Origin of the sequence: Microbacterium sp. PRC9, assembly GCF_031844125.1 — a bacterium.
Lineage (GTDB): Bacteria > Actinomycetota > Actinomycetes > Actinomycetales > Microbacteriaceae > Microbacterium.
Genome location: NZ_JAUZUR010000001.1, coordinates 102,203 through 114,139, shown reverse-complemented (window position 1 = coordinate 114,139; position 11,937 = coordinate 102,203). Strand labels below are relative to the sequence as shown.

The 11,937-nt window shown below is 69.4% G+C and carries 17 protein-coding genes; 9 read left to right on the top strand and 8 right to left on the bottom strand.

Features of this window, described 5'->3' with window-relative positions; all coding sequences use genetic code 11:
• Positions 1 to 405 carry a metalloregulator ArsR/SmtB family transcription factor gene (locus Q9R33_RS00425; RefSeq protein WP_311292503.1) on the bottom strand — a complete coding sequence of 135 codons (405 nt, stop codon included), beginning with the start codon at positions 403 to 405 and terminating at the stop codon, positions 1 to 3.
• 178 nt (positions 406 to 583) lie between these two features.
• Here Q9R33_RS00425 and proC point away from each other — a divergent pair, with 178 nt between their 5' ends.
• Positions 584 to 1,429 (top strand): pyrroline-5-carboxylate reductase, encoded by an 846-nt coding sequence (gene proC / locus Q9R33_RS00420; protein WP_311292502.1) that lies wholly within the window; start codon positions 584 to 586, stop codon positions 1,427 to 1,429.
• Between the two features lie 22 nt (positions 1,430 to 1,451).
• Here the strand turns inward: proC and Q9R33_RS00415 are convergent, their stop codons facing one another.
• Both Q9R33_RS00415 and Q9R33_RS00410 read right to left on the bottom strand, forming a co-directional pair.
• Positions 1,452 to 2,111, bottom strand: a complete 660-nt coding sequence (locus Q9R33_RS00415; protein WP_374226639.1) for a TrkA family potassium uptake protein — start codon at positions 2,109 to 2,111, stop codon at positions 1,452 to 1,454.
• Between the two features lie 4 nt (positions 2,112 to 2,115).
• The gene (locus Q9R33_RS00410) at positions 2,116 to 3,528 is read right to left on the bottom strand and encodes a TrkH family potassium uptake protein (RefSeq protein ID WP_396654061.1); all 1,413 of its coding nucleotides are present in this window, start codon (positions 3,526 to 3,528) and stop codon (positions 2,116 to 2,118) included.
• 128 nt (positions 3,529 to 3,656) lie between these two features.
• Between Q9R33_RS00410 and Q9R33_RS00405 the strand changes: the two genes are divergently transcribed.
• Positions 3,657 to 4,067 (top strand): helix-turn-helix transcriptional regulator, encoded by a 411-nt coding sequence (locus tag Q9R33_RS00405; protein ID WP_056368840.1) that lies wholly within the window; start codon positions 3,657 to 3,659, stop codon positions 4,065 to 4,067.
• A 122-nt stretch (positions 4,068 to 4,189) separates the two neighbouring features.
• On the opposite strand, the gene Q9R33_RS00400 is transcribed toward Q9R33_RS00405, so the two are convergent.
• Both Q9R33_RS00400 and Q9R33_RS00395 read right to left on the bottom strand, forming a co-directional pair.
• Positions 4,190 to 4,981, bottom strand: a complete 792-nt coding sequence (locus tag Q9R33_RS00400) for an ABC transporter permease (protein WP_056368842.1) — start codon at positions 4,979 to 4,981, stop codon at positions 4,190 to 4,192.
• Complete coding sequence (locus Q9R33_RS00395) at positions 4,978 to 5,931, bottom strand: ATP-binding cassette domain-containing protein (protein ID WP_311292501.1); 954 nt, start codon at positions 5,929 to 5,931, stop codon at positions 4,978 to 4,980. The genes Q9R33_RS00400 and Q9R33_RS00395 overlap by 4 nt, the downstream gene beginning before the upstream one ends.
• 105 nt (positions 5,932 to 6,036) lie before the next feature.
• On the opposite strand from Q9R33_RS00395, the gene Q9R33_RS00390 reads away from it, so the two are divergent.
• The 5 genes from Q9R33_RS00390 to Q9R33_RS00370 all read left to right on the top strand — a co-directional run bounded on the left by Q9R33_RS00390 (position 6,037) and on the right by Q9R33_RS00370 (position 8,083).
• Positions 6,037 to 6,954 (top strand): TetR/AcrR family transcriptional regulator, encoded by a 918-nt coding sequence (locus Q9R33_RS00390; RefSeq protein ID WP_056368846.1) that lies wholly within the window; start codon positions 6,037 to 6,039, stop codon positions 6,952 to 6,954.
• 120 nt (positions 6,955 to 7,074) lie between these two features.
• Complete coding sequence (locus tag Q9R33_RS00385; RefSeq protein WP_019182077.1) at positions 7,075 to 7,266, top strand: helix-turn-helix domain-containing protein; 192 nt, start codon at positions 7,075 to 7,077, stop codon at positions 7,264 to 7,266.
• 82 nt (positions 7,267 to 7,348) lie between these two features.
• Positions 7,349 to 7,447: a 30S ribosomal protein bS22 gene (locus Q9R33_RS00380; RefSeq protein WP_003792170.1), complete on the top strand. Its 99-nt coding sequence runs from the start codon at positions 7,349 to 7,351 to the stop codon at positions 7,445 to 7,447.
• An 82-nt stretch (positions 7,448 to 7,529) separates the two neighbouring features.
• Positions 7,530 to 7,823, top strand: a complete 294-nt coding sequence (locus Q9R33_RS00375; protein ID WP_056368848.1) for a rhodanese-like domain-containing protein — start codon at positions 7,530 to 7,532, stop codon at positions 7,821 to 7,823.
• An 8-nt stretch (positions 7,824 to 7,831) separates the two neighbouring features.
• Positions 7,832 to 8,083: a glutaredoxin family protein gene (locus Q9R33_RS00370; protein WP_056368850.1), complete on the top strand. Its 252-nt coding sequence runs from the start codon at positions 7,832 to 7,834 to the stop codon at positions 8,081 to 8,083.
• 10 nt (positions 8,084 to 8,093) lie between these two features.
• Here Q9R33_RS00370 and Q9R33_RS00365 read toward each other — a convergent pair whose 3' ends face one another.
• The 3 genes from Q9R33_RS00365 to aspS all read right to left on the bottom strand — a co-directional run bounded on the left by Q9R33_RS00365 (position 8,094) and on the right by aspS (position 10,569).
• Positions 8,094 to 8,276, bottom strand: a complete 183-nt coding sequence (locus tag Q9R33_RS00365) for a YegP family protein (protein ID WP_056369868.1) — start codon at positions 8,274 to 8,276, stop codon at positions 8,094 to 8,096.
• Positions 8,277 to 8,414: 138 nt separating this feature from the next.
• Positions 8,415 to 9,188, bottom strand: a complete 774-nt coding sequence (locus Q9R33_RS00360; protein ID WP_311292500.1) for a tyrosine-protein phosphatase — start codon at positions 9,186 to 9,188, stop codon at positions 8,415 to 8,417.
• A 40-nt stretch (positions 9,189 to 9,228) separates the two neighbouring features.
• Positions 9,229 to 10,569: an aspartate--tRNA(Asn) ligase gene (aspS, locus tag Q9R33_RS00355; RefSeq protein ID WP_310249962.1), complete on the bottom strand. Its 1,341-nt coding sequence runs from the start codon at positions 10,567 to 10,569 to the stop codon at positions 9,229 to 9,231.
• Positions 10,570 to 10,641: 72 nt separating this feature from the next.
• On the opposite strand from aspS, the gene Q9R33_RS00350 reads away from it, so the two are divergent.
• Positions 10,642 to 11,094, top strand: a complete 453-nt coding sequence (locus Q9R33_RS00350) for a DUF6264 family protein (RefSeq protein ID WP_310249965.1) — start codon at positions 10,642 to 10,644, stop codon at positions 11,092 to 11,094.
• A 145-nt stretch (positions 11,095 to 11,239) separates the two neighbouring features.
• Positions 11,240 to 11,917: a DedA family protein gene (locus Q9R33_RS00345; protein ID WP_056368855.1), complete on the top strand. Its 678-nt coding sequence runs from the start codon at positions 11,240 to 11,242 to the stop codon at positions 11,915 to 11,917.
• The last annotated feature ends 20 nt before the right edge of the window (positions 11,918 to 11,937 follow it).

Sequence of the window (11,937 nt, the reverse complement as noted above, 5' to 3'; positions counted from 1 at the left end):
TCAGTCCTCCTGGGGTTCGGTCGTGTCGGTTTCGTCGGTATCGAGGTGTGGGGTGTCGCCGGCGGTGTCCTGTTCGGCGAGACGCCGAGCGCGGCGACCGCGGGCGAGCTCGGTGCCGAGGGCGTCGAGGTGCGGCTGCCAGAACCGCCGGAACGGGTCGAACCAGGCCGCGGCGTTCTCGAGCGGCTCCGGCGCGATGGCGTAGAGGCGGCGGGCGCCCTCCGGCCGCACCGTCGCGAACCCCGACTCGCGCAGTACCCGCAGATGCTGCGACACCGCGGGCTGCGAGATGCCGAACTCGCGCTGCACCTGCTCGCCGATCTCGCCGGCGCTGCGCTCGCCCTCTGCCAGGAGTTCGAGGATGCGCCGGCGCACCGGGTCTCCGAGGATGTCGAGCGCGTGCACGAGACAATATTTGCGCTCTGGCTTATATAAGTCAACACCTATGCTGACCTATCCGTTCGCAATTCAGGATGGATGGCGACGGGATCGCGTGCGACCCACGTGTTTCCGCGCCTCGACGCGTGTGGGTGGAGCAACCATCCTGAATTGCGAACACGGGTGGGCTCGTAGGATCGGATCCATGGCTGCAGACACCCCCGCCCTTCCGCCCATCGCGATCCTCGGCGCCGGCTCCATGGGCGGGGCGATCGCCCGCGGCCTGTCGCGTTCCGGGCTCGCGGCCGGGGGAGTGACGACGACGAACCGCTCCCTCGCCAAGGCGGCCGAGCTGGACGGTCTCGCGGGAGTGGCGAGCGTGGCCCTCGAAGCGGATCCGGCAGGGAACACGGATGCTGCGGCCGCCGCGGGCGTCGTGCTCGTGGGCGTCAAGCCGGTCATGGTGCCGGACCTGCTGCGGGAGATCGCGCCGGCGCTGCGGCCCGGCACCATCGTGGTGAGCCTCGCTGCCGGCGTCACGATCGCGACGTTCGAGGAGATCCTGGGTGACGGCGTCGCCGTGCTGCGCTCGATGCCGAACACCCCCGCTCTCGTCGGTCGCGGCGTCACGGGGCTCGCCGCGGGCTCGCGCGCCGACGCCGCCGCGGTCGCCACGGTCCGCCGGCTGTTCGAGACCGTCGGCACCGTCGTCGAGGTGCCCGAGTCAGAGATCGACGCGCTCTCCACGATCTCGGGCTCGGGTCCGGCCTACTTCTTCCTGCTCGTGGAGGAGTTCACGAAGGCCGCCGTCGCCAAGGGGTTCGCCCAGCCCGAGGCGCGGCTCATGGCGGAGCAGACCTTCATCGGCGCTGCGGCGCTCCTCGAGGCATCCGGTGACGATCCCGCGGAGCTGCGCCGGCGCGTGACCAGCCCGAAGGGCACCACCGAACGCGCCATCGCCGTGCTGCAGGATGCCCGTCTCGACGACGTGTTCGCCGAAGCCACCGGCGCGGCGCTGGCCCGTGCGAAAGAGCTCGCCGCCGGAGGCTGAGGTTCAGCTCGCCTTCGACCCGTCAGCGCTCGAGGGACGCGAAGCGCTCGATGTCCGAGTTGGTGCCCGACACGATGATGAGGTCGTGGTTGGTGACCACGGTGTTCGCCTCCGCATAGCGGAAGGGCTTGCCCGGGCTCTTCACGCCCACGACCGTCACGTTGTACTTCGTGCGCACGCCCGACTCGTTGAGGCCGACGCCCCGGATGAACTTCGGCGGGTAGAGCTTCGCGAGGGCGAAGTCGTCGTCGAACCGGATGAAGTCGAGCATGCGGCCGCTCACGAGGTGCGCGACGCGCTCGCCCGCCTCGCGCTCGGGGTAGATCACGTGGTTCGCCCCGACGCGGGCGAGGATCTTGCCGTGCGACTGCGAGACCGCCTTGGCCCAGATCTGCGGCACCTTGAGGTCGACCAGGTTGGCCGTGATGAGGACGGATGCCTCGATCGACGAGCCGACCGCGACGACGGCGACGGAGAAGTCCTGGGCGCCGATCTGCTTCAGCGCGTCGATGTTGCGGGCGTCGGCCTGCACCGTGTGGGTGACGCGCTCCGACCACTTCTGCACGAGGTCGAGGTTGTCGTCGATGGCGAGCACCTCGCGGTCGAGCCGGTCGAGCTCACCCGCGCAGGCGGCGCCGAAGCGCCCGAGTCCGATCACGAGAACGGGCGCATCGCCCCTCATCCGCTCAACCAACGATCGGCCTTTCCACGGGCAGCGAGTACAGCTGCGATCGGGATGACGCGGCCACCGCCGCGGCGAGAGTCACTGTACCAACGCGGCCCATGACGATCGTGATCGCCAGCACGTAGACCGCGGGATCCGGGAGTTCGGCGGTGAGCCCGGTCGACAAGCCGACGGTGGCGAACCCCGAGATGACGTCGAAGAGCACGTCGCCGAGATCGGCCTTGGTGATCTGGGTGATGATGATCGTCGAGATCGCGACGATCGTCGATCCCCAGGCGACGACCGAGAGGGCGACCCGCAGCACGTCGCTGGGGATGCGCCTGCCGAACACCTGGTTCGACGCTCGCCCTTTCGCCTCGGAGATGACGGCGAGGGCGATGACCGCGAGCGTCGTCACCTTGATGCCGCCGGCGGTCGACGCCGAGCCGCCGCCGACGAACATCAGCATGCACGCGACCAGAAGACTCGACTGGTTGAGCTCCCCGATGTCGAGGATGGCGAAGCCGCCGGATCTCGTCATCGCCGAGAGGAAGAACGCCTGGAAGGTCGTGTCCCACGCGTCATTGGTACCGAGGGTGAGGAGGTTGTCGTACTCGAGGACGAGGAAGACGACGCCGCCGAGGAAGAACAGCCCCACCGTCGTGATGACCGTGAGCTTCGCGTGCAGCGACCAGCGCCGCACCCGCCACCGCTGCCTCAGGAGCGTGTAGATCACCGGGAATCCGATGGAGCCGAGGAACACGCCGGCCATCAGGACGGTGAGGAAGAAGTAGTCGTGGCGGAACGGCGCGAGGCCCTCCGCGTTCGGGGTGAACCCCGTGTTCGTGAACGACATCGCCGCATAGAACGGCGCCTCCCACAACGCCACGTTCCACGGAACGCCTGCGACCAGCAGCCCGGGGTAGAGGAGGATCGCGATGATCACCTCGATGACGAGCGTCGACAGCGCGACCGTCGCGAGCAGGCTGCCGATCTGGCCGAGCTGCACCGTCTGGCCTTCGTTGACCGGTCCGCCGTGCGTGCGGAGCGGATTCGAGTCGCTCGCCGCGATGAGCTTCGCGCGCAGGCCGAGCCGACGCGAGATCACCAGGCCGAGGATCGAGGCGAGCGTCAGCACGCCGAGCGCACCGATCTGAACGCCGACGAACACGAGCACGTGCCCGAACGGCGACCAGTGCGTCGCCATGTCGACCGTCGCGAGGCCCGTGACGCAGATCGTCGACACGGCGGTGAAGAAGGCGTCGGCGAACGGGGTGACCTGGCCGCTCGCGGCGGCGACCGGGAGGGAGAAGAGACCGGTGAAGACGAGGATCAGCGACAGGAAGATGAGGATCGCGAACCGGGCGGGCGAGCGCTGGGTGAGGTCGCGGAAGAACTCCATGAACCCGTGGCCGAGGGCGCGCAGCGGGCTCATGCCTGAGACGGGGGCGGCGCGCCTGCCATCCGTCATACGGGGTTCCTCCTGGTGCGAACGGTCCTCGTGCGGGCGGCCCGGCGGTCTCGCTCATGGTACTCCGCTGGGCTCCCGACTAATCTGAGCACATGGCGGACATCTTCGACGTGATCGCAGACGGAACGCGTCGCGACATCCTGCGACTGCTGCTCGATCGATCATCCGCCGGAGAGCGCGGCACCAGCGTGTCGCACATCGTGACCGAACTCGGCGCCAGCCAGCCGACCGTCTCGAAGCACCTCAAGGTGCTGCGCGACGCCCACCTGGTGTCGGTGCGCGAAGAGGGCCAGCACCGCTACTACAGCCTGTCCGCCGCACCACTGGACGAGGTCGACGACTGGCTCGTGCCCTTCCTCGACGACGACGGCGGCATCGAGGGTGACGGCATCGCCCCGGCCCTGCCGGATTCCGCCGCGCACGCGGCCGAGGTCGTGGGCCGCGCCGCCGCCTCCGCGAAGCACGCCCTCGAGAACGCCTTCAAGCGCCTCCCCGGACGCTGACATGTGAGGACGGATGCTGCGGCCCGCAGCATCCGTCTCCGTCGTCGTCTCCACGTGACGAGACCGCACGACAGCACCGCCCCGCCAGGCGGGGCGGTGCTGTCGTGCGGTCTCGCGATGCGTCAGTGGCGGCGGCTCTTGCGGCCGAAGAGCCACGCGCCCCACACCGCAGAGATCGCGACGATCCCGACGCACCAGCCGATGGCCCACCACGGCTCGGTGCCGAGGTCGGTATCCATCAAGAGGCCGCGGAGGGTCTCGATGATCGGGGTGATCGGCTGGTTGTCGGCGACCCACTGCAGCCACTCCGGCATGGTCTCGACCGGCACGAAGGCGCTCGAGAGGTACGGCACGAACAGGATGATGAACCCGTAGCCGGAGGCCGCCTCGGGGCTGCCGGCCGCCAGGCCGATCGAGGCGAACAGATACGTGATCGCGAGGATGTAGAGCGCGATGAGTCCGGCCGCGCCGATCCACGCGACCAGGTCGGCGTGCGGGCGGAACCCGACGAGGAGCCCGACGCCGATGACGACCGCGGTCGCGACCAGGTTGCGGGCGAGGCTCGCCACGACATGTCCCGTGAGTACGGCTCCGCTGCGCAGCGGCATCGTGCGGAAGCGGTCGATGATGCCGCTGGACATGTCGCGCGCGACGTACGTCGCGGTCGTCGCGGCCCCGAAGCCCGCGCAGAGCAGGATGATGCCGGGAACGACGTAGTCGACGTAGGCGCCGCCGGGCTCGATCGCGCCGCCGAACACGAACGTGAACAGCAGCATGAGCATGACCGGCAGCAGGATCGACATGCTCAGCGATTCGCCGTCGCGCAGCGACTGCGTGAGACTGCGGCCGACGAACACCGACTCGGCGGTGAACCCGCGCAGCCGCGGGCGAGGGGCGATGGCGGTCGTGGTCACGCGAGCTCCTTGGCGGCGGGGGCGTGGGAAGCGCCGGTGAGGGACAGGAAGACGTCGTCGAGAGTGGGCCGTCGCAGCGTGACCTCGGCGCCGGGCGCCACGTCGCCGAGCTGATCCATCGCCGAGCGCAGGCCGTCGATCGACCCGTCGGTGGCGATCTCGCGCAGGACCTCGCCGTCCGCGCCGGTCAGCACGACGGTGTCGGTGCCCACGAGCGACTTGAGCTCGGCGGGGGTGCCGGTCGCGACGATGCGGCCGCCGTCGAGCACCGCGATGCGGCCGGCCAGCTGATCCGCCTCCTCGAGGTACTGGGTCGTGAGGAACACGGTGGTGCCGGCACTCGCGAGCGACCGGATGACGTCCCACAGGTCGCGGCGGCTGCGCGGGTCGACGCCGGTGGTGGGCTCGTCCAGGAACAGCACCTCGGGCACCACGACGAAGCTGAGGGCGAGGTCGAGACGTCGGCGCATGCCGCCGGAGTAGGTGCTCACGCGGCGGGTCGCAGCATCCGTCAGTGCGAAGCGCTCCAGCAGCTCGGCCGCGCGCAGCTTCGCGGCCCGCGGCGACAGGCCTGACAGGCGCCCCAGCATGACGAGGTTCTCGACGCCGGTGAGCATGTCGTCCACCGCGGTGGACTGCCCGGTGAGCGCGATGCGCCGGCGCACCGCGTCGGGATCCGTCGCGACATCGTGCCCTGCCACGCGCGCGATGCCGGCATCGGGGCGCAGCAGCGTCGTGAGGATCGAGATGGTCGTCGTCTTGCCGGCGCCGTTCGCGCCGAGGAGGGCGAAGATCTCGCCGCGCTCGACGTGGAGATCGAGGTGGTCGAGGACGAGGGAGCGCCCGAAGCTCTTGCCGAGCCCGCGGACGTCGATGGCGGGTGCTGGGCCCACGCGCCGAGAGGCTCCGCGCGACGCGCCGGCGGCGTGTGGAGTAGGTGTGGGGATCATCGCGGCATCCTTCCGTCAATCGTGTAGAGGAGAAACTGTTTATGCCAGTAACTGTTTATGACGCTAACACACTGTTTACGTAATAAACAGTCTTAGACTGACGCCATGACGGATGCAGTCGAGCCCGAGCTTCCGCGGGGGATCGCCCTCGCGTGGGGCGTGGCCGCCAACCCGCAGCGCGGCCCCAAGCGGGAGATGAGCGTCGAGCGCATCGTGGAGGCGGCGGTCGATATCGCGGATGCCGAGGGCCTCGGCGCCGTGTCGATGGCCGCCGTGGCGGCTCGACTGGGCTTCACGCCGATGTCGCTCTACCGCTACGTCACCGCGAAGGAGGACCTCATCCTGCTCATGCAGGAGGAGGCGACCGGTGCCCCGTCGGAGGCGACGCGGACGGCCGGCGGATGGCGCGAGCGGCTCGAGGCGCTGTACCGCGAGCAGTTGCAGCACTACCTCACGCACCCGTGGGTGCTCGACATCCCGATCTCCGGGGTCCCCGCGACGCCGAACAGCGCCGCGTGGATGGACGCCGGGCTGAGCGCGCTGGCCGAGACCGACCTCACCTACACGGAGCGCCTCGCCGTCATGCTGCTGGTCACCGGCACCGCGCACTGGGCCGGCACGATCCTCGCGGGCTACGCGCGGGTCGAGCGCGAGCGGGGTGTCGACGGCCAGGCCATCAGCCGCAGCGAGGACGCGATGTTCCGCACCCTCATCACGGCCGACGCGTACCCCGAGCTTCGCGCCGCCATCGAGGCCGGCGCCTTCCTCGATGAGTCGGATCCCTTCTCGTTCGCCCTCGCCCGTGGCCTCGAAGGGGTCAGCGACTACATCGCGGCGACCGGAGACGGGCGCCGGGAACGCCCGCAGTCGTGGGTCGAGCGGGACGACGCCGACATCGCCGACGACAAGAAGTTCCGGGAGGCGCGCAAGGCGGTGCGCGAGGCCGAGAAGGCGTTGCGCGACGCTCACAAGCTCGAGCGTCAGGCCGCGCGCGAGGCGCGCGATCGACGCGCCCGGCAGTGACCCGGGATGTGATCACCCCACGGGCATCACTTGTCACAGGATTCACACCAGTCTCTGTGTTTACACGCGGGTCGCGCGCGTTCTAGAGTGACTGCAGCACTTCTGGGGAAGGGGATCGAGATGGCTGAACTGCCGGACGTGCGCTTCCTCACGGTGGCCGAGGTCGCCGAGCTGATGCGGGTCTCGAAGATGACGGTCTACCGCCTCGTGCACTCGGGCGAGCTGCCCGCGGTGCGCTTCGGCCGCAGCTACCGTGTGCCCGAGTCCGCGGTCACTGAGGCTCTGCAACGGCCGATCGCCGACGTCGGCTAGACTGTTCCGAGGCATTTTTTCCTTTTGCCCCGTTCCCGGGCGCGGCCAGCCGCGTCCAGACCCCGATCTAGTGAGGTTTTCCGTGGGTTCTGTCATCAAGAAGCGCCGCAAGCGCATGGCGAAGAAGAAGCACCGCAAGCTGCTTCGCAAGACTCGCCACCAGCGCCGCAACAAGAAGTAAGCGGCATCCGCACCAAGCGCCTGTCTCCGGACGGGCGCTTCGTGTATCCCTGCCCGCAGAGCCCGCGACCCGAGAGGCCGTCATGAAGTCCATCACCGTCCAGCAGCTGCGCGAGCGCGTCGAGACCCCGCTCATCGACGTCCGCGAGGTCGACGAGTACGCCGCAGGACACGTGCCCGGCGCGGTCAACATCCCGATGTCGGTCATCGGCGGTCGCCTCGACGAGCTGCCCGACGGCGCGTTCGACGTCATCTGCGCGATCGGCGGCCGTTCGGGGCGCGTGGTCGAGGCCCTCGAGGCGCGCGGCTACGACGTCACCAACGTCGACGGCGGCACCAACGAGTGGATCGCGGCCGGCTTCCCGGTCGAGGCCTGACGACGCGCGTGAGGACCGTCACCCTCATCGGCAAGCCCGACTGCCACCTGTGCGACGTCGCACGCGAGGTCGTCGAGACCGTCGTGGCGGAGCTGCCCGAGGACGCGGTAGACGTCGAGGAGCTCTCGATCGCCGACGATCCCTCCCTCTACGCGACGTGGTGGGAGAAGATCCCCGTGGTGCTCATCGACGGCGAGCTGCACGGGCACTGGCGCGTGTCGCCCGACCGCCTGCGCGCGGCGCTGACCGCCGCGCGCTGACGGGCCTGCGTCACTTCTCGATCTCTTCGACCCCCGCGCCGGGCGCGTTCGTCCTGACCGACTCGATGCCGTTCAGTGCGCTCGCCTTCGACGAGTACCCCTGACTGGTCGCGATCACCTGTCCGTTCGACGCCTTCAGGTTGAAGCGCCAGTCGCCGCCCTTGTCGGTCCACAGTTCGAACTTGCCCGCCATCGGAGCCCCCTTGATCGATGTGGGATGCGAATGGATGCTGCGCACCCCGGCGCCCGGCGCCGCGTTCACGCTATCGGCGCCCGCCTTGCACCGGAAGGGGCCTGCGTCCTCCGTGTTCCGGGTGGCGGATGCAGGGGTTCACGCCCTCAAGCGAGTCCGGAGTGCGTCGAGCTCGTCGTCGGTGAGGCCGCCCGACTGCAGATAGGCGGCGGACCCGCCCCTGCCGTCGACCCATGTCAGGGCCTGCTCGATCGCTGCGGGAGGAGTCTTCGTCACGAGGGTGCGCAGCGAGTCGGTGACCGGCACGCCCATCGAGGTGAGGGTGCCGAGCATGCCCTCGGCCCAGGGGCCGGCAAGGTTGTCCTGTGAGGACGCGTAGTCGGCGACGATCGCGTCGCGCTCCGCGCCCGCGGCGTCGAGCATCAGGGCGACCGCCACCCCCGTGCGATCCTTCCCCGCGGTGCAGTGCACGAGCACCGCCGTCGGCTCGTCGTCGGTGGATGCGCCGACGAGGCGTGCCACCCCGGCGAAGGTGCCGGCGCCGTGGGCGAGCATCGACAGGTACAGCTCGCCGAGAGTCGGCAGCTGCGCCAGCACCGTCGCGAACGACTCCGGTACCGCCGTGGCATCGGGACCGATGGCGGGCTGAGGCAGGGCGCCCTCGAGGAGGGTGAGCGACTCGACGCGGAACGGGCGTGACACCGGAACCCGGTCGGGGGCCATCTGCTGTTCGACGGGCGTGCGGAAATCGGCGATCACGCCTACCGCCGTGTCGGCGAGCTGCGCAAGCCCGTCGTCGGTGAGCGCGTTGAGCGCGGCAGACCGGTAGAGCACGCCGCTGCGGATCACACCGCCCGAGGTCAGCGGCATCCCACCGGTGTCGCGGAAGTTGAACAAACCCTCGATCGCCATGCGATCCACCCTAACCACCGGCGGGCGGCACGCCCGTGCGTCAGGGGGCGAGGCGCGTGGGGCCTCGGAAGAGGTAGGTGACCTCGCGGATCGAGTCCTGCCCGAGCAGCAGCATGAGCACTCGCGCGAGGCCCATACCGAACCCGCCGTGGGGCGGGGCGCCGTAGCGGAAGAAGTCGAAGTAGAAGTCGAGGTGCTCGGCCCCGAGACCCTTCTCCTTCGCCTGCTCGATCAGCACGTCGACGCGGTGCTCGCGCTGGGCGCCCGTGGTGATCTCCACGCCCTTGAACAGCAGGTCGTACGACTTGGTCAGCCCGGTCTCCTCGTCGCGCATGTGGTAGAACGCACGGATCTCGGGGTGGTAGTCGGTGATGAAGACGAACTGGTGGCCGTAGGTCTCCTCGACGTACGCGGAGATCTGGCGCTCGCCCTCGGGGTCGAGGTCGCCGTCGGTGCGCGGGATCTCGTACCCGCGGCTCTTCACGATCTCGCGCGCCTCGGCCAGCGGGATGCGCGGGAACGGGATCGCCGGCACCTGCACCTCGAGGCCGAACAGCTCCTCGATCTCGGCGCCGTGCTTGTCCTTCACGGCCTGGAACGCGGTCTGCAGGAGCTCCTCCTGCATGCGCGCGACGTCCTCGTGGGAGTCGATCCAGCTGATCTCGGCGTCGACCGAGGTGAACTCGGTCGCGTGGCGCGACGTGAACGAGGGGTCGGCGCGGAAGGCGGGAGCGATCTCGAAGATCTTGCCGAAGCCGGCGACCTGCGCCATCTGCTTGAAGAACTGCGGAGACTGCGCGAGGTACGCGGTCTTGTCCTCGAAGTACGGCACTTCGAACAGCTCGGCGTTGGACTCGGATGCCGAGGCCATGAGCTTGGGGGAGTGCACCTCGATGTAGTCGCGCTCGATCCAGTACGAGCGGAAGGCGTGCTCGAGGGTGGTCTGCACGCGGAAGACGAGGTTGTTGCGGCGCTGGCGCAGGTCGAGGAAGCGCCAGTCCATGCGCTTGTCCAGACCCGAGTCCGCCGCGATGGGCGTCTCGGGAAGAGCCGCCGCTGCGATCTCGAGCGCACCGATCTTGATCTCGACGCCGCCGAGCTTCACGCGCTCGTCATGCTTGAGCTCGCCGGTCACGGTCAGGAAGGTGCCCGTGGCGAGGTTGGAGATGAGGTCCGTGAGGGCCAGGGCCGCAGCATCCTGTTCCGTGCCGTCCTCTGCCGGGCGCGTCGCCGGGTTCACCAGCTGCACGGCGCCGGACTCATCGCGGAGGATGACGAACTGCACCTTCTTCTGATCACGGACGGTCTCGACCCACCCGGACACCGACACCGGGCCGTCGGCGAGACCCTGAAGCTGCTTGACGAGGACGCGTTCACTCACGAGCGACAAGTCTAGGTGACGCGCCGCACTCGCCTTCTCGCTGAAATCCGCACCCACCGCTACCATGCGGGCATGACCACGCCGGAACCCGAGCAGCCTGCGCCGGCCTGGACCGCGGCGGCTCCGCCTCCCTATCCGGGCGGCCCCGCCTACACGCCGTCCCCCGAGGGCGCAGCGCCGGCGAAGCCGCCGGTGAAGGTCCTCGACCTCGTGATCACGATCGTGCTGCTGGTCGCCGACGCGGTCCTGGCGACGCTGGCGTCGTTCATGGGGATCTTCCTCGTGATGGCGTCGGATTCGTGCGGCGCCCGCGACTGCAACGTCGATCTCATCACCCTCGGATGGCTGATGGGCATGATCCTGCCGTGGGTGATGCTCGTCGCGACTGTCGTCGTGGCGATCGTGCTGATGGTCAAGCGACGCCTCGCCTTCTGGGTGCCGCTCGTGGGAGCCGCCTTGATCGTGCTGTCGCTCGTCGCGGCGTTCATGGTCGCCTCGGCCGCTGTTCCCGGGTCGACGCTCTGATCCCGACCTGACCCCGCGAGGTTCATCGGCTTCCGGGGGTCTGCACCCGGGTTTCGTTCATCCTCGCCCCGTAGCGTGGACGTCGTCGCGCCGAACGGTCGCGGCCGCCGCCACGAAAATGCCACCGACGGACGGGATCCGACGAATGACGACTGCGACGACGACCGACGGCTCCTGGCTCACCGCCCTCGCGGACTGGGCCGTCTCCCTGATGGACGTGATCGGACCCGCCGGAGCGGGCATCGCGATCGCGATGGAGAACCTGTTCCCGCCACTGCCGAGCGAGGTGATCCTGCCGATGGCGGGCCTCGCGGCCAGCCGCGGGTCGTTCTCGCTGGTCGAGGCCCTCGTGTGGACCACCGTCGGATCGGTCGTCGGCGCCCTCCTCCTCTATGGGCTCGGCGCATGGCTCGGAATCGCGCGGCTGCGGGCGATCGCGACCAAGGTGCCGCTGCTGCACCCGGAGGACATCGACCGCACGGTCGCGTGGTTCGGGCGCCACGGTGGCAAGGCCGTGTTCTTCGGACGCATGATCCCGATCTTCCGGAGCCTCATCTCGATCCCCGCGGGCATCACCCGCATGCCGGTGTGGCGGTTCACGCTGCTCACCGCGGCGGGAAGCCTGGTGTGGAACTCGATCTTCGTGTTCTCGGGCTTCTTCCTCGGGGAGTCGTGGCACATCGTGGAGCGCTACGCCGACATCCTGCAGTACGTCGTCATCGCGGCCGCCGTGATCGGGGTCGCCTGGTTCCTCTCTGTGCGGGTCCGCGCACTCCTCGAGTCCCGCGGCACCTCCCGCGGTCCCGAGCCCGAACTCGACTGACGCGAGCCCGCCGAAGCTGG